We start from the raw sequence: 21,700 nt of genomic DNA on the forward strand, positions 1-21,700 counted from the left end.
GCCATTTCATTTGACAACCGACACCCTCCCCAAGCACCCCATTGCCCAACAAGAGCAAAGAAAATCGGAGGGAGAGTCTATGCGTGGGTTCAAGCAGCTGTTGCTGTGTTCCGCGGGCTTGTCGGGTATCTGCGGTCCGGGATCGGCCGCCCTGGCGCAGGAGCAGCCCGATGCCGTTTCGGTGAACGAGGCCAACGTCATCATCGTTCAGGCCCGCCGCCGCGACGAAGACGTGCAGGACGTTCCCGCCGTGATCGACACCGTGACCGCCGACGAGATCGGCAAGCTCAACTTGCGCGACTTCAAGGAAGTCTCGACGCTCGCACCGGGCCTCCAGCTCGACACCAATGCAAACGGTATCGGCGGCAATGCCCGAATGCGCGGCGTCAACTTCGACGTGAACGCCAGCGGCAACAATCCCACCGTCGAATTCTACATGAACGACGCCCCGATCACCGCGGGCATCGTGCTCCAGCAGATGTACGACATCGGCCAGATCGAAGTGCAGCGCGGTCCCCAGGGCACCCTGCGCGGCCGTGCTTCCCCTTCCGGCTCGATCACCGTCACCACCAAGAAGCCCGACCTCTATTCCTGGGGCGGCCTGGTCGACCTCACCGCCAACGACATCGGCACGCAGAACGTCAAGGGCGCGCTCAACGTGCCCGTCATCGAGGGCATCGCCGCCATCCGTGCGGCGGGAGTCTGGGACGAGAACGAAGTCGATCGCGTCCGCTCGATCTACAGGAACCGCGATCCGTGGTCGCGGACCAGGAGCGGCCGTATTTCCGCCCTCGTCACCCCGACCGACTGGCTGCGCTTCGAAGGCATGTACCAGCGCCTCGACCGCAACCAGCGCACGTACGACCAGATCGCCTCGTTTTCCGAAGTGAATCCCGGCGCCGCGCCGAGTCCGGTGTATATATCCTCGAAAGATCGCCTCTCCGATGCCGAAGGCCCCCGCCTCGTGAGCCAGGTCTTCGACGTCTACAACTGGCGCGCCGAAGCCAGCGGATGGGGCCAGCGCCTGATCTATCAGGGCCAGTATTATACCCAGAAGATCCATTCGACCGAGAACTTCGACAAGGGCAATGCCTTCGCGGGCGACGTCAACCAGATCACCGACACCCGCTCGACCTCGAAATCGCATGAAATCCGCTTGCAGAACGAGGAACGCCTGTTCGGGATGGTCGATTACGTCGTCGGCTTCTTCGACAGCCGGAACCGGCCGCATACCGACCTCACCAATCCGACCATCGTCGCCCTGCCTGCGGTCTTCGGCGGCGGCATGGCGCAGATCGTGCAGACGCCAATCACCAGCCAGGGCCGCACCCACGAGCAGTCGATCTTCGGCAACCTCACCGTCCATATCGGCGATGCCACCGAGATCTCGGGCGGCGCCCGCCACATCGACTACAAGGACCAGAGCCAGCTCATCGTCAACGGCGCGACGATCTCGAACAATGCCCAGACGGCGAAGAAGTGGATCTACAGCGGATCGATCAAGCACAATTTCACGCCGGACCTAATGATCTATGCCGCCACCGGCAGTTCCTGGCGTCCCGGCATCAATGTCGTGGGCGACTTCAACATCACGCCTTCGGCGCTGGAAAACGCGTTCCTGCACCTGCCTGCCGAAACCTCGAAGTCCTATGAGATCGGCCTCAAGTCCACGCTGATGGACGGCCGGATGCGCTTCAATCTCACCGGCTATCACCAGAAGTTCAAGAACTACCCCTATCGCGTGCCGGGTTCGGGCGTGTTCTACGTGAACACCGTCGCCCTGCGCAACGCCAGCGGCGCGGTGACGGGACTGGCGCAGCAGGTCAGCAACTTCAACTTCGCCGGTGCCGTCCCGGTCGAAGTCAACGGTGTGGAGGGCGACGTCTCCTTCGACATCACCCCGAACTGGAGCCTGAACGCCTCGGCGAGCTATTCGCTGGGCAAGATCAAGGGCGGCACCGTCCCCTGCAACGACCTCAACGGCGACGGCGTGCCCGATGCGACGACGACGGCCCCGTCGCTCGCCGAACTCCAGGCCGTCGTCGGCGCGAACAACATCGCCGCCTGCGACGTCACGCAGCGGGCCTCGTTCATGGCGCCCTTCTCGGCCACGGTGCAGAGCGAATACACGTTCCCGGTCTTCGACAAGACCAACGCCTATCTGCGCGGCCTGCTGACCTATACTGGCAAGTCCCAGGGCGACCCCGGCAATGCCTGGGACGATGTGAGCGGCTATGCGCTGGTCAACCTTTTCGCGGGTCTGCGTTCCGACGACGGCGCCTGGGAAGTCGGGCTCTATGCGAAGAACGTCTTCGAGACCACCAAGACCCTCACCCGCACCACTCCGCTGTTCACGGCCTATCAGCAGCTCGGTTTCGCCGGACAGTTCGATCCCGGCACCGGCCGCCCGGTCTTCACCGGACCGACCGCCGCCACCGCGACGAGCACTTATACCGGCGTGACCACGACAGCGCCGCGCGAGTTCGGCATCAACGTGCGCTACGCTTTCGGCTCGCGCTGAGCGCATTCGCCGGACACAGGAAAGGGGCGGCAAGGTATGACCTTGCCGCCCCTTCGTTTGCCGGTTCCCCCGGTCAGGTCTGCTGCCAGCTCCCGCCGAGCGCGCGGAACAGGTCCACTTGCGCGAAGGCCACGGCACGGGTCGCCGCCGCATAGTCGGCCTCGGACTGGGCCAGGGTGCGCTGGGCGTCGAGCACGTCGAGTGAATCGATCTGCCCCCTGCTCTCGCGCGCCAGGCTGACATTGGCCGCCCGCTCCGCCGCATCGCGCGCTGAGGCGAGACGCTCCTTGCGCAGCAGGGCGTTGCGATAGGCCGAGAGCGCGGTCTCGGTCTCTTCCAGCGCGCGCAGCACGGTGCCGTCGAAGGTCGCGAGGTCGGCCTTGGCATCGGCCTTGGCGCCGCCGATCCGCGCGCGGATCGCTTCCTGGTTGGGGAAGGCCCAGGAAATCAGCGGCCCGAGCACCCAGCGCAGCGGTCCGCCGCCGAGGATATCGGTGGCGCCGACCGCCGTGCTACCGATCGAGCCGCCCAGCGTGATCTTCGGATAGAGATCCGCCGTCGCGACGCCGACGCGCGCGGTGTCGGCGGCGAGACGGCGCTCGGCCGCCTTCACGTCGGGACGGCGCGCCAGCAGGGTGGCACCGTCGCCGACCGGGATCGGCTTGCTGACGTCGGGCGTCGTCGTGCGGGTCCGCGCCGCCTCGGGCAGGTCCTGTGGGGTACGCCCGGTCAGGGTGGCGAGCCGGAACAGCGCCGCATCGCGGGCGGCCTGAAGGCTCGGGATGGCCGCCGCCTGCTGCTCGCGCAGCTGGGTCACGCGGATCACGTCGAGCTTCTGGTTGAGGCCGCGTTCGAAGCGGGCATTGGTGATCCGCGCCGAACGGTCGAGCAGGTCCACCGTGCGCCGGGCGACGCCGAGCTGGTCGGCGGCGCTGGTAGCATCGACATAGGCGCGCACGGTGTCGGCCACGACCGTCACCCGCACCGCATCCGCATCCTCCTGCGCGGCGGCGAGATCGCCGCGCGACGCCTCGACCCCGCGCGAGACGCGGCCGAACAGGTCGAGCTCATAGCTCACCGCAAGCTGCCCGTCGGTGCGGCGCCCTTCCCGGTCGAAACCGGGAAGAACCTGCGCCTCGGAAACCCGGCCATACGTGCCGGTGGCGCTGATGTCGGTCTGCGGCAGACGGTCGGAGCGGGCACCGCGCAGGCCAGCGCGGGCCTTCTCGATCCGGGCCACCGCCACCCGCACGTCGGTATTGGCAGCCAGCGCATCGGCGACGAGGCCGTCGAGCACCGCGTCGTCATAGAGCCGCCACCAGCTGTCGTCGGGCGCGGCGGTGGTGACTTCGGCGCTCTGGACGCCCACGAAGGGCGCCCCCGCCGCAACCGGCGGCGTCGGCGCGACATAGTCGGGTCCGACGGCGCAGGCCGAGAGGGCGGTCGCGGTGAGAAGTCCCGCGACCATGTTCTTGATATTCAGGGACATCATCCGTCCTTTCATTCCGCCGGGACGACCGCGTGGCTGGCATGGTGCGGGTCCTTGGGCTTGCGCCGCAGGGCCGCTGCCAGCTTGCGGCAGACGACGTAGAAGGTGGGCGTGAACAGCAGGCCGAAGCCGGTAACGCCGGTCATGCCGAAGAACACCGCCGTACCCAGCGCCTGGCGAAGCTCGGCGCCTGCTCCCGTCGCCACCACCAGCGGCACGGCGCCGAGGATGAAGGCGAACGAGGTCATCAGGATCGGGCGCAGGCGGGTGCGGGCCGCATAGACGGCTGCTTCCACCGGCGAGTAGCCCCGCTCCTCTTCGGCCTGCTTGGCGAACTCGACCACGAGGATCGCGTTCTTGGCGGCCAGCGCGATCAGCACGACGAGACCGATCTGGGTGAGGATGTTGTTGTCCATCCCCCTCAGGTTCACGCCGAGCATGGCCGCGAAGAGGCACATCGGCACGATCAGGATGATCGACAGCGGCAGGGTCAGGCTCTCGTACTGCGCGGCGAGCACAAGGAAGACGAACAGCACCGCCATGCCGAACACGATTCCGGCGGTATTGCCCGCATGGGCCTGCTGGTAGGCGATGCCGGTCCACTCGGTGTCATAGCCGGTGGGCAGGGTTTCGCCCGCGAGCTTCTCCATCGTCGCCAGCGACTGGCCCGAGGAATAGCCCTTGCCGTAGCTGCCGTCGATTTCCACCGCCGGGTGCAGGTTGTAGCGCACCACGCGATAGGGTCCGGTCTCGTCCTTGAAAGTCGCGACCGAGCCGACCGGAACCATCGCGCCCGAATCCGAGCGGGTCTGGAGGTTGGCGATATCCGCCGTCGATCCGCGATGCTCGGCATCGGCCTGCGCGGTGACGCGGTAGGTGCGTCCCAGCAGGTTGAAGTCGTTGATGTAGGACGATCCGAGATAGACCTGCATCGCCTCGAACACCTTGGCGGGGGAGACGCCCAGCATGTCGGCCTTGCGGCGATCGACATCGGCATAGACACGCGGCGTGTTCATCGTGAACAGAGTATAGACCTGGCTCAGTTCCGGGGCCTGGTTGGCCTTGGCGATCAGCGCGCCGGCAGCCTTCTGAAGCTCGGCCAGACCGCGTCCTTCCTTGTCCTCCACGACCATGCGGTAGCCGCCCGGAGGGACGATGCCGTTGATGGTCGGCGGCGGGATCAGCAGGACCTGCGCCTTGTCGTAGCCCTGCATGGCGGCCTGGGCCTGGGCCATGATCCCTTCATAGGTCACGCCGAGTTGCTTGCGCTCCTCGAAGCTCTTGAAGGGGAAATAGATGGCGGCGGCGTCCGGCGCGGCGGTCTGCGAGGGACCGTGGAAACCGGCGAACATCACCGCACCGCGCAGGCCCTTGACCGGCAAGATGCGCCTGGCGACGTCCTGCGTCACTTCGTCCGTGCGGTTCAGCGAGGAACCCGGCGGCAGGAAGATCGCGGCGAGGAAGTAGCCCTGGTCCTGGTTCGGGATGAAGCCCGCAGGCGTCGCCCAGAACATGCCGACGGTGGCGGCGATGAGTCCGGCATAGGTTGCCATCATCTTCACCGGGCGCTTGACCAGCGTGAGCGTGAGGCGGGCATAGCCGTCGCTCATCCGGTCGAAGCCGTGGTTGAACTTGTCCGCCGCGCCTTGCAGCGCCCGCTTCCAGCGCGGGGCATTGGCGGGAAGGCCGTGCTTTTCCTTCAGCAGCATCGCCGCCAGCGCCGGGGACAGCGTGAGCGAGAGCAGCAGCGAGATCGCCGTGGCCGTGGTGATGGTCACCGCGAACTGTTTGTAGAACTGGCCAGACATGCCGGTGATGAACAGCGTCGGCACGAAGACCGCGCAGAGCACGAGGACGATGGCGATCAGCGCGCCGGTCACTTCGTCCATCGAGCGGCGGGCGGCCTCCAGCGGAGACATGCCCTCCTCGATATAGCGTTCCACGTTCTCGACCACGACGATGGCGTCGTCGACGACGATGCCGATGGCGAGCACCAGCCCGAACAGCGAGAGGTTGTTGAGCGAGTAGCCGACCGCCGCGAGCATGATCGCGGTGCCGACCAGCGACACGGGGATCGCGATGATCGGAATCACCGCCGCGCGCCAGTTCTGGAGGAAGACGAGAATGACGAGGACGACGAGGATCACTGCCTCGAACAGGGTGTGGTACACCGCGTCGATCGACTGGCCGATGAACTCGGTGGGGTTGTAGATGACCGAATATTCCAGGCCCTTGGGGAAGTGCGTGGCGATATCGTCCATCTCGGCGCGGACGGCCTTGGCGGCGTCGAGCGCGTTCGAACCGGGACGTTGCAGCACGGCGATCACGACCGTGGGCTTGCCCGAGAGGTAGGTGTTGGTGGTGTAGTCCTGCGCGCCCAGCTCGACCCGCGCAACGTCGCGCACGCGGACCTGGCGGCCTTCGGCATCGGTCCGCACGACGATGTCGCCGAACTGCTCGGGCGTGGTCAGGCGGCCCTGCATCTCGACGCCGACCTGGTACGCATTGCCCCGGTCATAAGGCGGCGCGCCGATCGCGCCCGAGGAAACCTGCACGTTCTGGGCCTTCAGCGCGGCGACGATCTCGCCCGCGGTCAGGTTCATGGCGGCAGCCTTGGTGGGATCGATCCAGATGCGCATGCCGTAGTCGCGCGAGCCGAACAGCTGCACGTCGCCCACGCCGTTCAGGCGCGAGAGGCGGTCCTTGACCTGTGTGAGCGCGTAGTTCGACAGGTAGTCGCGGTTGAACGTGCCGTCCGGGGACTGCAGGTTCACCACCATCAGGAACTCGGGCGAGGTCTTGCGCGTCACCACGCCCATCGCGCGCACCGCCTCGGGAAGACGCGGCTCGGCAATGGCGACGCGGTTCTGCACGAGAACCTGCGCGGCATCGAGGTCGGTGCCGATCTTGAAGGTGACGGTGATCGTCACCTTGCCGTCGCCGGTCGACTGCGAGGACATGTAGAGCATGTCGTCGACGCCGTTGATCTCCTGCTCGATCGGAGCAGCCACGGTATCGGCGACGGTTTCGGCGGAAGCGCCGGGATATTGGGCGGTCACCGTCACCGTCGGCGGGACGATGTCGGGATACTGGCTGACCGGCAGGCCGAAGAACGCAAGCGCGCCCACCACGGTGATGAGCACCGCGATGACGCCTGCGAAGATCGGCCGGTCGATGAAGAACCGGGAAAATCGCATGGGAATATGCCCCTCTGGGGGGAGCGGTCACTCAGATCGAGCGCCGCCCCCCGGTTGGGTGAATGTCAGTTGGCGAGCGTGGCCTGCGCGGCAACGGGCGCGCTGGGGCCGGAGGCCGCATGGGCGGCCTTGGGGTCCACCGCGATCTGGCCGCGACGGGTATTGACCTTGGCCCCGGCAATCGCGGCCTGGTAGTTGGAAATCACGACGCGGTCCGTGGGCGCAAGGCCCGAGCGGATGACGCGAAGACCGTCCACCAGCGGGCCGAGTTCGACCGGCTTGGCCGCGACCACGCCGTCCTGCCCAACCGTCAGCACGACCTTGCGCGCCTGGTCGGACTGGATCGCATCGTCGGGCACCAGCATGGCCTTGACCGTGCCGCCTTCCGCGAGGCGCATGTTGCCGAACATGCCCGGCGTCAGGAAGCCGTCGGCATTGTCGAGCACGGCGCGCACGCGGATCGTGCCGGAACGCGGGTCGAGGCCGTTGTCGGTGAAGTCCAGCTTGCCGTTCCAGCGGTACTGGGTCTCGTCCTGAAGGCGGACCTGGACGTTGGCGGCATCCTTGTGCTCGGCCTTTTCGCGCTGGGTCTTGAGGAACAGCGCTTCGGAGGCGTCGAAGGTGAAGTAGATCGGGCTGACCGCGTTGATCGTCGTCAGCAAGGTGGCGCCGGTGCCGTTTTCGCCCGAAACCAGGTTGCCCACGTCCACCCGGCGATCCGAGATACGGCCCGAGATCGGCGCGCGCACGGTGGCGAACTCGACGTCGAGCGCGCGCTGACGCACGCGGGCCTCGGCCCCTGCCAGCGCGGCGGTGGCGGCGCGGACCTTGGCGCGAAGCTGGTCGACTTCGCTGGCCGCCATGGCCTCGTCACCCTTGAGTCCGGCGACGCGGGCATAGTCCGATTTCGCAAGGACCAGCGCGCTCTGGGCGGAGGCCACTTCGGCCTGCGCCTCTGCCAGCGCCGCGCGGTAGGGGCGCGGATCGACGGTGAACAGCGGCTGCCCCTCGCGGACGAAATCGCCGTCCTTGAAGAACAGCTGGGTGATCGCGCCCGAGACGCGCGGGCGCACCTCCACCGACTTGCTGGGTGCGAAGCGGCCGACATAGTCGTCCCATTCGGTCACATCGCGGATCAGCGGATTGGCGGCCTGGACGACGGCAGGCGCCATCGGCGCCGCGTCGGCTTCGGCATGGTGGAAGGTCTTCCAGCCGATACCCGCCACCGCGATCAGCGCGATGGCGGCCACGGCGGCCTGACGCCCTCTTTTCGGCCGAGTGCGGGGCAGTTCAGCCTCCGCCTCGACTTTGGTGAGGGTTTCTGGAGATACGGGGAAATTCACGCGGCAAGCCTCCGGAACGGGGCGCGGGAGCGCCCGATAAAGTCGATGACGGCGCCGATCTTGGCCTCGCTGTGTCCGGCCACGCGGGCTTCCTTCATGACGGAAGCGGGCAGCGTGTAACCGTGGTGCCAGGCCTGCACGGCCAGACGGCGCAGCGCTTCGAGCTGCTCGTTCGCGAGCATCGGCGACGGCGGCTGCGGGCCGAAGACCAGGCGGGCGAACCAGCCGCGCTTGCGCTGCGGCTTCAGCGTGTCGAGGCCGTCGTCGCGCGCCAGTTCGACGATCCTGCGCTCGAAGCGCGAAAGCGGCTCGGTGGCGGCGGCGGGCGCCGTTTCGGTTACGGTACGGAACGCGGGCAGCGCCTGGAGCGCCGCATCGGTGAAATCGATGAAGGCCATGTTGTGTGCTCCCTGGAAAATTGCCCGGCGCACGCCCTCGGGACAGGAGGGGGAAGAAAGGGCGCGCGCCGGGGTGTTCCGGCGCAAGGGGCGTCGGAAAGTCTTGAGGCACAGAAGGACATCCCCCGGAATCGCACTTCCGGAAACGCCAACTGCACAGGTTCGTATGCTCAGGAGACGCCTGCGGGGGACAGGCGGCACCAAGGGAGGTCCGGTTGACCGGACCCTTGCGAACTCGGCCCCGTCACTCCCTCAAGCGGCGAGTCGGGCTACCTCGTTCTGTACCACTTGGTATATATTGCAGCGCGGTATCTCGTCAAGCGACTTTCTGTACCGCTTGGTAAGATTTGTTCGGAAGCGCCTTTTTCAAGGCCTTAACGCGGGTTGAACGGGTTTTTTTGAGTTCGGAAGAACAGGTTGCGAGACAGAGTGCCTCATAGAGCGCCCGGTCACCCCATCACCGACGTCATCCTGAACTTGTTTCAGGATCCATTTCGCCATTCAGGCCGATGGTTGAGGTTGAGGGATGGATCCTGAAACAAGTTCAGGATGACATAGTGGCAGGTTGGAAAACCCAGCCCTGCCCTCTCAGCGTCCCGGCCACATCGTCAGGTAGGTATCAACGACACCCTTCAGCTCCTGCGCGCAGGAGCCGCCCTGGGCCTTGACCGACATGCCCTGGAGCACCGTGGTCAGGCATTGCGCCAGACAGCGGGCATCGACGCTCTCGGGCAAGTCGCCCTCGTCCTTGCCACGCTCGAAGCGTTCGATGAGAGCATCTTCGGTGGCGATCCGGCGCTCGGTCACGAAATCGCGGATCGAGGGGTCTTCCATCGTGCAGGTGACGGTGGACATCACGCCGAGGCAACCGTGCGGATCGCTGCCGCCGCAATGGGTCGATATCGCGCCGGACAGCAGCCTCTCGGCCACGCCGCGGGCGGTGGGCGCTTCCAGCGCCTTGCCGACATAAGCCAGCTTGTCGCGCTCGTAGAGGTCGAGCGCCTTCTTGAAGAGCGCTTCCTTGTTACCGAAGCAGGCGTAAAGGCTCGGCTTGGTAATCCCCATCGCCTCGGTCAGCTCCGCCATCGAAGCGCCTTCGTAGCCGCGCTGCCAGAACACCCGAAGCGCGGCCGTCAGGGCCTCTTCAGGGTCGAACTCGCGCGGGCGACCCCGAGTCGATGTGGGTGCGGAACATTTCATACCGGTCGGTATATAGGTAGCGCACTCCTGTCCGTAAAGTGTCACGCTCGCTCACAGGGCGAGCGTGACATGCAACGGAAGAAGCGGCGCTGGTTATCCGACGAAGGCGCGTTCGATCACGAAATCGCCCGGCTTGGCGTTCGAACCCTCGGTGAAGCCCCAGGATTCGAGATCGTGCGAGAAGTCCTTGATCATGTCCATCGAGCCGCAGAGCATCACGCGGTCGGTCTCGGGATTGAAGCGCGCATCGCCCTTCAGGCCTTCGAACAGGCGGCCGTTCTCGACCAGCGCACCGATGCGGCCGGTCGTGTGGAACGGCTCGCGGGTGACGGTGGGCACGTAGTGGAGCTGCACCAGCGCCTGTTCGGCGACCAGCGGATCTTCGGCCAGCTGGCTTTCCAGTTCCTCGCGGTAGGCAAGATCGCTGACGCGGCGGACGCAGTGGACGACGATAATCTCGTCGTAGAGGTCATAGACGTCCGGATCGCGGATCAGCGACATAAACGGCGCGAGGCCGGTGCCGGTCGAGAGCATGAACAGGCGCTTGCCGGGCAGCAGCGCGTCGGTGACGAGCGTGCCGGTGGGCTTGCGGCCGAGATAGATCTGGTCGCCCGGCTGCACGAGCTGGAGGCGTGAGGTCAGCGGGCCGTCCGGCACCTTGATCGAGAGGAATTCGATTTCCTCGGCCCAGGAAGGGCTGGCGATCGAATAGGCGCGCAGCAGCGGGCGCTTCTCGCCCTGAAGGCCGAGCATGACGAATTCGCCCGAGCGGAAGCGGAACGAGGCCGGGCGCGACATCGTGAAGCTGAACAGGTGCTCGTTCCAGTGGCGGACGCTGAGAACTTCCTCGACCGAAAGGGCCGTCGTGGGTTCAAGAGTGGGCATCACGGCCTGACCGTCGCTCATCAATTCTTTCCTCGGGTGGTAGAGTGGCAAAACTCACGTATCGGGCCAGACAGCCTCGAAACCCGTGAGTCGATATTTTCATTTTCGGCGAGACCGGCGACGGTCCGCGCGAGATCGATGCACGCGGCGCGCATAGCAGAAGCAGTCGCAGGCGCAAGAGCGGTCGCAAGTGCGGTCTCTGGCGCCCGGTGCCCAGAGGCGCCAGAATGGTCCATGAACTTGAAGGGTCTGCCTGATAGCCGCGATCGCCCCGGATGCAACGCAATTGCATTTTCACTGCCGAAAGCCAGACTTCGGCACGGGGGCGAAAAACCGCGAGACGGAACGGCAAAGCCCCGAACGGGCGGCAAGGAGGCCAAAGCGGTCACACCCCGCGACTAGCTTTATTGCTATCGTATCGCAATAGCATATCTCACTTCGCCGGGAGCGCGCCCTCAGTCGCCGCGTAGCTGGCTTCGCAGGGCCTTCAGTTCCCGGTTCAGTTCGGCGATACGCTCGATCGACACACCGGTCGCCTCCACCAGTTCCCCCGGCACGCAGCGCGCTTCGGCGGCGGTTTCGCGGCCCTTGTCGGTCAGGGTGATCCGCACCACCCGCTCATCCTCAACCGAACGGCGCCGCTCGACCAGCCCGGCCGCTTCCAGCCGCTTGAGAAGCGGCGTCAGCGTATTCGATTCGAGGAACAGCTTCTCGCCCAGTTCGCTTACCGTCTGGCCGTCCTTCTGCGCCAGCCCGAGGATCGCAAGGTATTGCAGATACGTCAGGCCGAGCCGGTCGAGCAGTGGCTTGTAGATGCGGTTGAAGGCAAGGCCGGTGGAATAGACCGAGAAGCACAGGAAATCCTCGAAGGGATCGAGATCGGCTTCCGGCTGGGAATGAGGGGTCTGGGTCATGACCGCAATATAAATCGCGCGCGATTGAATCGCAACGCTTGACATCCAGCCACGACTCACGCATTTAGATCGCACACGATTTAATCACTAACGATCTAAATGGAGAACCACGATGTCGATCAATCCCCTCTACAAGACCAGCGCCACGGCAACCGGCGGCCGCGACGGCAAGGCCCGCACCGATGACGGCGCTTTCGAAGTGACCCTGGGCACCCCCAAGGAACTCGGCGGCAACGACCAGGGCAACAATCCGGAACAGCTCTTCGCCTCGGGCTATGCCGCCTGCTTCCTCGGCGCGATGAAGTTTGCCGCCAGCCAGGACAAGAACCTGCCCCGCGTGCCGGCCGACACCACGGTCAATGCCACCGTCGGCATCGGTCCGCGCAGCGACAAGGGTTTCGGCCTCACCGTCGAACTGCGCGTCATCCTGCCCGGCGTCGAGCGTGAAGCCGCCGAAGCGCTGGTCGCCGAAGCCGACACCATCTGCCCTTACAGCCACGCCGTGCGCGGCAATATCTCGGTGACGCTCGCCGTCGCCTGAGCGGTTTCAGGTCCCTTCGTGTCTGCCGGGGAGCACTGCTCCCCGGCATGACATTTCAACAATCTGGAACAATTCGGATCAACTTATCCCAATTCCCGGAAAGCCTCGAAAAGAGGAAGAAGAGGTCAGTCCAGACACAGCCAGCCATACCAGCACGAAAGTCCCCCGCCATGACCCGCTTCTTCAACCCCATCCACGATCGTGCCAGCCGCCTTGCCGACGCCGCCCAGCCGGTCATCATCGCCATGGGAACCGCGGGCCTGACCGGCGGCGCCATGGCTGCCCTGGCCCTCTTCACCGACCGCGCCATGCAGTCCCGCGCTGCCGCCCAAAGCGCGCGCTGACACGCCTTCCTTTTCCGTCGAAGGACATGAGGGCAAACACTTTCCCCGAGGCTGCGGACAGTCTATCTGTCCCCGCGAAACGCCACCATGCCTCCTTCCGCACCGCCTTCCCCCTCCCGATCGGGCCTTGAAGCGACTTTTCTCGAGAATCGGGACAAGCTGCTGCACTTCCTGCGCGCCCGCGGCGCCGGGGATGCCGCGGAAGACCTGGTCCAGGAAGTCTGGCTGAAGATCTCGCGCGCCGCGCCCGGCCCCGTCGCCGCGCCGCTGTCCTACCTGTTCCGCACCGCCGACCTGCTGATGATCGACCGTTTCCGCTCCACTCGCCAGTCCGGCACCCGCGAGCGCGACTGGACCGAGGCGCATGCGGACGAAGCCGGTGCCTCTCTCGAACCCTCCGCCGAACGCCGCCTTTCCGCCGCGCAGGAAGCCGGGCGCGTGCTTTCGCTGCTCGAAAGCCTCGGTCCTCGCGTCTCGGCGATCTTCCGCCGCCACCGGATCGACGGCATGGCGCAGAAGCAGGTCGCCGCCGAACTCGGCGTCAGTCTCAGCACGGTGGAAAGCGATCTGCGCGTGGCCTATCGGGCGCTCGCCCAATGGAAGGAACGCAGCGATGAGGCCTGATAACGATGAGGTCCGGGCCGATCGTCTCCGTCTTCGCCGCAGAAGGAGCGCGCGATGAGTGATGACGACAAGATCAGGGCCGAAGCGCTCGACTGGACGCTACGCGTCGGCGATCCGGCTTTCGACGACTGGGAAGGCTTCACCCATTGGCTCGACGCGAATCCCGCCCATGCCCGCGCCTATGACACCATAGCCGCCGCCGTGATGGACGGCGCCGAACTGATCGCCTCGGCAGCGCCCGCCAACGACGATGTGGAACCGGCAATCCTGCCTGCCGCACCCCGCCGCCCGCGCCGCGCATGGCTGGGCAGCGCCATTGCCGCATCGCTGGTTCTGGTCGGCGGCCTGTGGATTTGGCAGACGGGCAGCCGTGATCTCTACCGAATCGAGACCGCACCGGGTCAGGTCCGCACCGTCGCGCTCGACGCGCAGACGCGGGTGGATCTCGCGGGCGGCACCGCCATGGAGTTCGACCGCAAGGACCCCCGCTTCGCCCGGCTCGAAAGCGGACAGGCGCTCTTCACCGTCCGCCATGACGAAGCCCACCCCTTCCGCGTGACCGTGGGCGAGGACACTTTGGTCGATGTCGGCACCGTGTTCGACGTGCGCCACGACGGCGGGGACTTCAGCGTCGCGGTGTCGGAAGGCGCGGTGCAGTTCAATCCCAAGGCGCAGGACCTGCGGATCTCGCCGGGCGAAATGCTCCAGCGGCATGGCAAATCGGGCGACTACACGCTCGGCAAGATCGCGCCCGCGCAAGTAGGCGAATGGCGCGAGGGCCGGGTCACGTTCGAGGACACCGCGCTGGATTCCGTCGCCGCCGACCTCGCCCGCGCGACCGGCGTGACCTATGTCGTCGCGCCGGGCAGTGCCGACCGCAAGGTCTCCGGCTCGCTGCTGGTGGCGCCGTTGCGGGACGATCCGGCGGCACTCGGGCCGCTGCTCGGCGTCGGGGTTCGCGCAGACGGAAAACGCTGGGTGATCGGCGTGCCCTGACGATGAGAGGTGCGGCGTGGCTTCTGGCGGCCGTCGTGGCCATGCCTCTTCCCGTCCTCGCCCGCGAGGCGGAAGTGGCCACGCGCGCCGGTACCGCCAGCGAGGCCGTCGTTGATCTCGCCCGGCAGACCGGCACCAGCATCGTCATTGCCGACCCCGCGATCGCCCGCCGCGCGATTCCCGCCCTGCGTGGACGCATGGACGTGGCCGAGGCGTTGGGGCGCCTCGCCCGCGCGGCAGGGGCGCGTGCGGTGCCGGTAGGACGGTCGGCCTGGCGTATCGAAGCCGCGCGGCCCTCGGCACCGCTCGCCCGACCGGTGCGCGGAGCCCCCCGGCCCGCCGCGCCGCGTCCGCCGATCGAGACCCACAGCGAACCCATCGTCGTCCAGGCCACCAAGCGCGACCTGCGGGTGGAGGACGTACCCGGCCAGCTCGCGATCCTCGACGGCAAGGCGCTGGAATCGGGCGGCGTCGGCGGCACCGAGAAGATCACCCGCCAGCTCGCGACCGTTTCCTCCACCCATCTCGGCAGCGGCCGCAACAAGCTGTTCATTCGCGGCATCGCCGATTCCAGCTTCACCGGCCCGACCCAGGCCACGGTGGGCCAGTACCTCGGCGACATGCGGCTCACCTACAATGCGCCGGACCCGGACTTGCGGCTGTCCGACCTTGCCCGCGTCGAAGTGCTGGAAGGCCCGCAAGGCACGCTCTACGGCGCCGGATCGCTGGGCGGGATCATCCGCCTCGTGCCCAACGCCCCGGTCATGGGCGAGACCGGCGGCACGGTGATCCTCGGCGGCTCGCTGACGCAACACGGCGCCCCCGGCGCGGATGCCAGCGCCACCGTAAACCTGCCGGTGGCGGACGAAAGCGTGGCCCTGCGCGCCACGTTCGACAGCGCCACGTTCGGCGGCTACATCGACAAGCCCCTGCTCGGCCGCAGCAACGTCAACCGCTCGAACATGCTCGGCGGAAAGCTCGCCCTGCGCGCCCGGATCGCGCCGGACTGGACGATCGACGTGACCGCCCTCGCCCAGAGCACCGAGGCGGACGACAGCCAATACGCGGACCGCAACGGCAAGCCGCTGGAAAGCTCGGCGCGGGTGCCGGAAGGGTCGAAGGCGGACTATGCGCTCGGCCAGTTTGTGGTGTCCGGAAAGATCGGCGCGGTGAATCTGCGCTCGACCACCGGCGTGGTCGCACAGGACCTCCACGAGCACTACGACGCCAGCCAGACGGGCGACGAGCCGCGCCTGTTCACGCAGACCAACGAAACCCGCATGATCGTGCACGAGACGCGGCTCTGGCAGAGCGAACGCCATGGTTTCGGGTGGCTGCTCGGCGCCAGCTACACTCACAACCGCACGACGTTGAATCGCGATTTCTCCAGTCCGGCCTTCGATGTGCGCAAGGCCGCGACCGGCGTGCGCAACGCCATCGACGAGTTCACGCTCTACGGCGAGGCCAGCCTGCACCTCATGGGGCCGCTCACCGCAACCGGCGGCGGCCGCTTCACCCGCTCGCGCCTCGGCGGCGACGGCGAAGATATTGCGGCAGCCACGGCGGCCTTCCTCTCCACCTCCGGCGTGACCGCGCGGCGCACGATGAGCCGGTTCCTGCCTTCCTTCGCGCTGAACGCCCGGTTCTCGCCCGAGGATTCGCTCTACTTGCGCTACCAGCAGGGCTTCCGCCCCGGCGGCTTCGCGATCGAGAGCAACGTGGTGCGCCGCTTCCAGAGCGACCGCACCGGCACGTTCGAGATGGGCGCCCGCCACGGCCGCGCCGGGGCGACGCCCTTCGACCTCGCGCTGAGCCTGTCCTACACCCGCTGGCAGGATATCCAGGCCGACTTCATCGACGGTTCCGGCCTGCCCAGCACCGCCAATATCGGCGACGGCCGCGTCTGGTCGGCCAGCCTGTCCGGCGGCGTGCTGCTGGCGCCGGGCCTGCGCATCGAACTCGGCGCGACCTGGAACCGGAGCAAGGTGGACGAACCCTCCGCCGCGCTGGTGCAATACGTGCTGGCGCCAGTCGGCCTTACGGCGGCGACGCTCTCGCGCGCGGAGGTGCTGAGCTATGTTGCCACGCGCGGCATGCAGGTGCCGAACATCGCCCGTTTCGCCGGGCACTCGGCGCTGGCCTGGACCCATGAAGTCAGTGCGGACTGGGCGCTGAATGCCAATGCCTGGGCCAACTACATCGGCCGCTCGCGGCTTGGCATCGGGCCGGAACTGGGGGCGCCGCAGGGCAACTATTTCGACAGCGGTTTCGACATGCGCCTCGGCACCGCCGGCTACGGCATCACCCTCAGCGTGACCAACCTTGCCGACGTGCAGGGCAACCGCTTTTCGCTCGGCACCCCGTTCAGCACCGGGCGCGAGCAGGTTACTCCGTTGCGCCCGCGCACTGTTCGCGTGGGATTGGACGCGCGGTTCTGAGAGGACGATGGCCGCTCCTCACCCAAGTAGTACGCACCAGCTTGCAAAAATTTAATCCCCGACCCACGAGGATTAGCCGTTCTCGCCCGAGTAACCCCGCGAATAACACTTAATAACCAAGGCATTCCGGCGTATTTTAGGCCACCTTTTCTGCCGGTGGCTCGACGGGCGTCGCACCGCGCAAGGACAGACGCGGCGCCCGCGGCCCCGGTTCAGGGGTACGATACAAGGGAGGGCACCCGGAATGTCACACGGTCTTACGCGGCGATTGACGTCGCGGCTGTCTGCGGCTGCGCTGACAGCGGCACTGGTTTCGACATCGATGCTTGGCGGATGTTCGTCGCCCACCGCATCGATGCCCACGCTCGCATCCGCTCCGGCAGGCAACTACCGGGTGGGTGCGGGCGACAAGCTCCACATCGTGGTGCAGGATCTGCAAAGCGCCAACGGCGACTATATCGTCGAGGACAGCGGGGCGATCTCGCTCCCTTATATCAAGCAGGTCGACGTCGCCGGGATGACCTATCGCGAGATAGAGCAGGGCATCGCCGCCTCGCTCCTGCGACAGGGGATCATGACCGGCGATCCGGTGGTCAACGTCGGCCCGGTGGAGCTGCGGCCCTTCTACGTCGTCGGCGAAGTCAACAAGCCCGGCCAGTTCGAATATCGCCAGGGCATGACGGTGCTGGCGGCGATCTCGGCAGCGGGCGGCTATACCTACCGCGCCCAGACCGGCAAGGTCGCCGTGACCCGCGTGGTGAACGGCAAGGACGTGACCGCCAAGGCCGACGAGTTCGCCACGGTCCTGCCGGGCGACCGGATCCGCGTCTACGAGCGGTGGTTCTGAGGCCATGCGGGGTGCCATCGCACTGGCCGTGCCAGTTCCGTTCCTGCTCGCGGTCCCGCAGCAGGCCCTGGCGCAAGCGCGCGACATCGGATCGACCGCCTCGGCGGTCTATCCCAACGATCCGGAGTACAAGGACCTGCCGATGCATCTCGGCTCGCTGAATGTGAGTCTGGGGGGCGAGGCGCGGGTGGAATACGACACCAACGTCTATGCCACGCCAAGCAATGCGCGGGACGACGTGCACCTTGAACTGACGCCGGAAGTGCAGATCGCCACGGCGCCCGGCCCGCTGAGCGCCACGGCGCACGGTTCGGCGACGATCCGGCGCTTCGCCGACCTCAAGACCGAGAATACCGAGGCCTGGGTGCTGGACGGCTCGCTGCGCTGGGCCCCGCAAACGACGACTTCGGTGACCGGCCGTGCCTTCTACCAGCGCGCGGTCGAGGAACGCGGCAGCCCGGAATCGCGGCAGGACCCGAACGCCGGCCCGCGCGAGATCGACAGTCTGGGCGTGGACTTGCGGTTCCGCCACATGACCCGGCGCCTGCTGTTCGACCTCCAGGGCAATGCCACCAAGTACAATGCCCTCTCGGCCGCCGACGCCAACCGCGACTTTACCGGCCTGAACGGCGTGGCCACGGTCGGCTGGCGCGTCACCGGGATCACGTTCGTGACCGCCAGCGCCTTCGTGGCCAAGCGCGACTTCCGTCTCGAACGCACACCGGGCGGCAGCAAGCGCAACACCACGACCTGGGGCGGGCGCATCGGCGTGGAGTTCGAACCGGGCGGCGTGCTGGAAGGCAATCTTTCCGCCGGTATGTTCCGCTTCGTGCCGGAGGACAGCCTCGCGAAAAGCCGCACCGGCCTGTCGGTCTCGGGCAGCGTGACCTATCGCCCGCGCCAGCGCACGGCCTTCATGCTGGACGCCTTCAACGGCGATGTCGCGACCTTCCGCAGCGGCGCCCAGTCGCGTACCGACACCACCGTCAAGCTCTCGGTCCAGCAGGAGATCCGCCACAATCTCTACGCCACCGTAGGCGGCGGCTATCGCCGCAGCCGCTACAACGGCTCCGGCGTCAAGGAACAGACGCCGACAGTCTCGGGCGAGATCGAATATATCTTCTCGCGCAGAATGTCGGTCGCCGCTTATGCCAACTATGGCAAGCGCACCAGCGACGATCCGACGCTCGAATTCGATCGGGCCAAAGTCGGTGCCTCGTTCCGCATGCGCTTCTGACCGCGCTTTACAGTCCCCTGTGAAAAGCCCTCACGCCACACGCGGGAGGGCTTTTTCCTTATGCCAGGACGGGCGACTTCCCTGCCAGCTCCTCGTAGACGGCAGTGACCTGGCGGATGTGGTTCTCGCGCGAGAAGCGGCGACGGGCCTCGCTGCGCGCGCGGGTGCGGATGGCATCGAGCCGTTCGGGATCGGCAAGCAGGTCGGCGGCGGCACGGGCCATGGCGGCGGGATCGTCGAGCGGGCAGAGCACGCCGCAGCCGCCCTCCAGCGCTTCGGGATTGCCGCCGGAATCGGTAGCGACAACCGGGGTGCCGACCAGCATCGCCTCCACCAGCGTCCGCCCCAGCGGCTCGCGCGCGGCGGGGACGAGCAGCAGGTCGCAGCCCGCGAGCCATTCGTGCCCCGGCGCACGGTAGCCCATCATGACGACACGCGCGTTGCCCGAGACCCGTGCAATTCGCTCCGGCAGGGCGCCGCCCACTTCGGTATTGCGCGGATCGCCGAACATCAGGCCGACTACCGGTCTGTCCAGCAAGGCGCCCAGCCGCTCGACCGCCTCGACGAATTCGAGCGGGCGCTTGCGTTGCACGAAATTGCCGAACCAGCCGCAGATCACCGCATCGGGCGCGCAGCCGAGTTCTTCGATCAATGTGCGGCGCATCGTCGCCCAGTCGGCGGTGACACTGGTGTCGAAGGGGCTGTAGACCACTTGCGCCGCTCTCGCCGCACTGCTGCCGCCCTGGGGCAGGGAGAAGCGCGAGACGGTGAATATCCGGCTCGCCAGCAGCGGCGCCGCGTAACGCAGGCCCCGCGCATCGGGATCGCCGCGATGGTGCCAGACCAGTCTAGCCCCCGCCAGCCGCGCTGCCAGCGCCCAGCCCGCATGGCTGCGCCCGTCGTTGCTGTGCACCACGTCGATCGCGTTCTCGCGCAGGAAGCGCACGCGGCGCGGCACGCCTGCCAGCGCGCGCAGCGCCTTGCCGAGGCCGAACCGCGCGCCCGGTACGAAGGACCGTGCGGGCGGTGCCGGGTCGGGCACTTGCGCGAATTCCGAGAAGAACCCGGCGATCGTACCTTCCGGCACTTCGGGCACGACCAGCAACTGGTAACGCCCCGGATCGAGGCCTTCCATCAGCCCCCGCGCGGAAACGTGGCTGCCGCCCAGTTCGTCCCCCGCGAAAGGAAAGCAAATGCGCAAGGGGCGGCTTCGTGCGTCCACCCTTGCGGCCGGTGCCGTAACCTCCCGCTCAAGCGGGGCTGCAAGGCTGCTCAAAGGCCGAACCCTTTCTCGCGATAGCTGAGGAATTCCTCGAAGTTCTCGATGCCGTTGCCGTTGGCATCGCCCCAGGCATCGTTGCGGGTGGGATCGAGACCGTTGGCGCGTTCCCAGGCATCGTCCATGCCGTCCTTGTCGTTATCGACGTAGGGCGTGCCGGAAGTCGGCGTCGGGATCGCCGGGGCGGGCGAGCCGATGCGGCCGGTGCGGGCCTTGACGTCCGCCACTGCCGCCTTGTCGATGGCATCGCGCGGGAAGGCCCCGGCACGGGCGAGCACCGAAGTGTAGGCCGCCGAGGCGCTCATCGGCTGGACCGTCAGCGGGCATGGTGCCTGCTGGATCTGGGCAGGCACCACTTCGGGGCTGACATGCTTGAAATTGCCGTCGAAATCGTTGTCCCAGAGGTAGATCGAGGCGGTTCCGGTGGAGCCTTGCGTTTCGCGCGCAACGCCCCGGCTCATCGCGGTCGTGTTGGTCCCGGCGATGAAGCTGTTACCGACGATCGAGACCGGGCTGCCGCCATAGCTCTCCCAGACCTCGGCGAATTCCGAGGCGGCATTGTAGAGCACGTTGTTGATCACTTCCACGCAGGAACCCTTGGGGAAGTTGATGTCCGGGTTGCGATCGCCGTTATGAGCGCAGAGATTGCCGATGAAGCTCAGCTTCTGCTTGTCCACCGGATCGCTGGCCAGCAGCGCGCACTTGTCGTGCTTGGGAATGCCCCAGGCGAAGATCGAGTTGCTGATGGTGATCTCGTCGTTGTCGTCGTAGCCGTTGATCAGCTCGTCACGCGCCCAGGAGGCGCTCACGTGATCGATCACCACCCGGCTGCTCTTTTCGATGGTGATGCTGTCCTCCGCCTCGCGGTTGCCGCCGACGCGGTCGTTGCGCACGCGGATGCCGCGCACGACGACATCGTGGGTATCCTTGATGACCAGCGGGGTCAGGCCGTTCCTGCCGCCGCCATGGGCGAGCGTGATGCCGCTGCCCGGCGCGGTCTGCCCGGCGATCGTCAGGTAGGGTGACATGATCCACGGCGGGCGCTGGGTGAAGCGGATCACCCCGCTGACCCGGAACACGCAGACGCGCGGGCCGGTCGCGGTGACGCAGGCACGGTAGGAACCGGCGCCGGAGTCGGCCAGGGTGGTGACGTAGATGATCCGTCCGCCGCGCCCGCCCACGCTCGTCGCGCCGTAGCCGACGGCAGCGGGGAAGGACTTCTTGCCGCTCGGGACTTTCACCACCGGCGCCGCCGCCATGACTTCCTCGCTTGTCGTGCCCGCAATGCCGAGCGCAATGGCCGCGATGGCCACCCCCGCAGCCGCAAGGAACAGGATCGTGAGCAAAGGAGGCTTTTTCTTGAGTCTCACCGCCGTCATGCCGTTTCTCCTGCCCCTAGGGGACGAAACCGTCCGGCGCGGTTCTCGAAAACCCTGAAGACCGTGCG

The 21,700-nt window shown here is 66.8% G+C and carries 17 protein-coding genes; 8 read left to right on the forward strand and 9 right to left on the reverse strand.

The window, feature by feature from the left end; translation table 11 throughout:
• Window positions 1–79 precede the first annotated feature (79 nt).
• A complete protein-coding gene (locus AC4D6D_RS14210; RefSeq protein WP_491325799.1) occupies window positions 80–2,521 on the forward strand; it encodes a TonB-dependent receptor in 2,442 nt (813 codons plus the stop codon).
• Window positions 2,522–2,594: 73 nt separating this feature from the next.
• On the opposite strand, the gene AC4D6D_RS14215 is transcribed toward AC4D6D_RS14210, so the two are convergent.
• From AC4D6D_RS14215 to AC4D6D_RS14245, 7 genes are all read right to left on the reverse strand, one after another.
• Entirely contained in the window at window positions 2,595–4,013 is a 1,419-nt protein-coding gene (locus AC4D6D_RS14215; RefSeq protein WP_491325800.1) for an efflux transporter outer membrane subunit, read from the reverse strand.
• An 8-nt stretch (window positions 4,014–4,021) separates the two neighbouring features.
• Window positions 4,022–7,207 (reverse strand): efflux RND transporter permease subunit, encoded by a 3,186-nt coding sequence (locus tag AC4D6D_RS14220; protein WP_491325801.1) that lies wholly within the window; start codon window positions 7,205–7,207, stop codon window positions 4,022–4,024.
• A gap of 65 nt (window positions 7,208–7,272) precedes the next feature.
• Window positions 7,273–8,550: an efflux RND transporter periplasmic adaptor subunit gene (locus AC4D6D_RS14225; protein WP_491325802.1), complete on the reverse strand. Its 1,278-nt coding sequence runs from the start codon at window positions 8,548–8,550 to the stop codon at window positions 7,273–7,275.
• The gene (locus tag AC4D6D_RS14230; RefSeq protein ID WP_491325803.1) at window positions 8,547–8,948 is read right to left on the reverse strand and encodes a hypothetical protein; all 402 of its coding nucleotides are present in this window, start codon (window positions 8,946–8,948) and stop codon (window positions 8,547–8,549) included. The genes AC4D6D_RS14225 and AC4D6D_RS14230 overlap by 4 nt, the downstream gene beginning before the upstream one ends.
• 588 nt (window positions 8,949–9,536) lie before the next feature.
• Complete coding sequence (locus tag AC4D6D_RS14235) at window positions 9,537–10,148, reverse strand: TetR/AcrR family transcriptional regulator (protein WP_147218735.1); 612 nt, start codon at window positions 10,146–10,148, stop codon at window positions 9,537–9,539.
• A gap of 93 nt (window positions 10,149–10,241) precedes the next feature.
• Window positions 10,242–11,054: a ferredoxin--NADP reductase gene (locus AC4D6D_RS14240; RefSeq protein ID WP_334182125.1), complete on the reverse strand. Its 813-nt coding sequence runs from the start codon at window positions 11,052–11,054 to the stop codon at window positions 10,242–10,244.
• Between the two features lie 434 nt (window positions 11,055–11,488).
• Window positions 11,489–11,947 (reverse strand): MarR family winged helix-turn-helix transcriptional regulator, encoded by a 459-nt coding sequence (locus AC4D6D_RS14245; protein WP_491325804.1) that lies wholly within the window; start codon window positions 11,945–11,947, stop codon window positions 11,489–11,491.
• A 112-nt stretch (window positions 11,948–12,059) separates the two neighbouring features.
• Between AC4D6D_RS14245 and AC4D6D_RS14250 the strand changes: the two genes are divergently transcribed.
• From AC4D6D_RS14250 to AC4D6D_RS14280, 7 genes are all read left to right on the forward strand, one after another.
• Entirely contained in the window at window positions 12,060–12,488 is a 429-nt protein-coding gene (locus tag AC4D6D_RS14250; RefSeq protein ID WP_491325805.1) for an organic hydroperoxide resistance protein, read from the forward strand.
• 170 nt (window positions 12,489–12,658) lie between these two features.
• Complete coding sequence (locus AC4D6D_RS14255) at window positions 12,659–12,832, forward strand: hypothetical protein (protein ID WP_491325806.1); 174 nt, start codon at window positions 12,659–12,661, stop codon at window positions 12,830–12,832.
• Window positions 12,833–12,919: 87 nt separating this feature from the next.
• A complete protein-coding gene (locus tag AC4D6D_RS14260) occupies window positions 12,920–13,456 on the forward strand; it encodes an RNA polymerase sigma factor (RefSeq protein WP_491325807.1) in 537 nt (178 codons plus the stop codon).
• Window positions 13,457–13,510: 54 nt separating this feature from the next.
• Window positions 13,511–14,452 (forward strand): FecR family protein, encoded by a 942-nt coding sequence (locus tag AC4D6D_RS14265; protein ID WP_491325808.1) that lies wholly within the window; start codon window positions 13,511–13,513, stop codon window positions 14,450–14,452.
• A gap of 41 nt (window positions 14,453–14,493) precedes the next feature.
• Window positions 14,494–16,890, forward strand: a complete 2,397-nt coding sequence (locus AC4D6D_RS14270; protein WP_491325809.1) for a TonB-dependent receptor — start codon at window positions 14,494–14,496, stop codon at window positions 16,888–16,890.
• Between the two features lie 355 nt (window positions 16,891–17,245).
• The gene (locus tag AC4D6D_RS14275; protein ID WP_186829983.1) at window positions 17,246–17,737 is read left to right on the forward strand and encodes a polysaccharide biosynthesis/export family protein; all 492 of its coding nucleotides are present in this window, start codon (window positions 17,246–17,248) and stop codon (window positions 17,735–17,737) included.
• A 4-nt stretch (window positions 17,738–17,741) separates the two neighbouring features.
• Complete coding sequence (locus AC4D6D_RS14280) at window positions 17,742–18,974, forward strand: outer membrane beta-barrel protein (RefSeq protein ID WP_491325810.1); 1,233 nt, start codon at window positions 17,742–17,744, stop codon at window positions 18,972–18,974.
• Between the two features lie 58 nt (window positions 18,975–19,032).
• Here AC4D6D_RS14280 and AC4D6D_RS14285 read toward each other — a convergent pair whose 3' ends face one another.
• Window positions 19,033–20,250, reverse strand: a complete 1,218-nt coding sequence (locus AC4D6D_RS14285; protein ID WP_491325811.1) for a glycosyltransferase family 4 protein — start codon at window positions 20,248–20,250, stop codon at window positions 19,033–19,035.
• Complete coding sequence (locus tag AC4D6D_RS14290) at window positions 20,247–21,632, reverse strand: pectate lyase family protein (RefSeq protein WP_491325812.1); 1,386 nt, start codon at window positions 21,630–21,632, stop codon at window positions 20,247–20,249. The genes AC4D6D_RS14285 and AC4D6D_RS14290 overlap by 4 nt, the downstream gene beginning before the upstream one ends.
• Window positions 21,633–21,700 lie beyond the last annotated feature (68 nt).

This window comes from Novosphingobium sp. BF6, from assembly GCF_058273105.1.

What these genes read in the sequence shown, in the direction of transcription:
- AC4D6D_RS14255 (WP_491325806.1), top strand. Translation starts at nt 12,659, where the DNA reads ATGACCCGCTTCTTCAACCCCATCCACGATCGTGCCAGCCGCCTTGCC.
- AC4D6D_RS14260 (WP_491325807.1), top strand. Translation starts at nt 12,920, where the DNA reads ATGCCTCCTTCCGCACCGCCTTCCCCCTCCCGATCGGGCCTTGAAGCG.
- AC4D6D_RS14270 (WP_491325809.1), top strand. Translation starts at nt 14,494, where the DNA reads ATGCCTCTTCCCGTCCTCGCCCGCGAGGCGGAAGTGGCCACGCGCGCC.
- AC4D6D_RS14290 (WP_491325812.1), bottom strand. Translation starts at nt 21,632, where the DNA reads ATGACGGCGGTGAGACTCAAGAAAAAGCCTCCTTTGCTCACGATCCTG.
- AC4D6D_RS14230 (WP_491325803.1), bottom strand. Translation starts at nt 8,948, where the DNA reads ATGGCCTTCATCGATTTCACCGATGCGGCGCTCCAGGCGCTGCCCGCG.
- AC4D6D_RS14265 (WP_491325808.1), top strand. Translation starts at nt 13,511, where the DNA reads ATGAGTGATGACGACAAGATCAGGGCCGAAGCGCTCGACTGGACGCTA.
- AC4D6D_RS14235 (WP_147218735.1), bottom strand. Translation starts at nt 10,148, where the DNA reads ATGAAATGTTCCGCACCCACATCGACTCGGGGTCGCCCGCGCGAGTTC.
- AC4D6D_RS14250 (WP_491325805.1), top strand. Translation starts at nt 12,060, where the DNA reads ATGTCGATCAATCCCCTCTACAAGACCAGCGCCACGGCAACCGGCGGC.
- AC4D6D_RS14245 (WP_491325804.1), bottom strand. Translation starts at nt 11,947, where the DNA reads ATGACCCAGACCCCTCATTCCCAGCCGGAAGCCGATCTCGATCCCTTC.
- AC4D6D_RS14215 (WP_491325800.1), bottom strand. Translation starts at nt 4,013, where the DNA reads ATGATGTCCCTGAATATCAAGAACATGGTCGCGGGACTTCTCACCGCG.
- AC4D6D_RS14220 (WP_491325801.1), bottom strand. Translation starts at nt 7,207, where the DNA reads ATGCGATTTTCCCGGTTCTTCATCGACCGGCCGATCTTCGCAGGCGTC.
- AC4D6D_RS14210 (WP_491325799.1), top strand. Translation starts at nt 80, where the DNA reads ATGCGTGGGTTCAAGCAGCTGTTGCTGTGTTCCGCGGGCTTGTCGGGT.
- AC4D6D_RS14280 (WP_491325810.1), top strand. Translation starts at nt 17,742, where the DNA reads ATGCGGGGTGCCATCGCACTGGCCGTGCCAGTTCCGTTCCTGCTCGCG.
- AC4D6D_RS14240 (WP_334182125.1), bottom strand. Translation starts at nt 11,054, where the DNA reads ATGAGCGACGGTCAGGCCGTGATGCCCACTCTTGAACCCACGACGGCC.
- AC4D6D_RS14275 (WP_186829983.1), top strand. Translation starts at nt 17,246, where the DNA reads ATGCCCACGCTCGCATCCGCTCCGGCAGGCAACTACCGGGTGGGTGCG.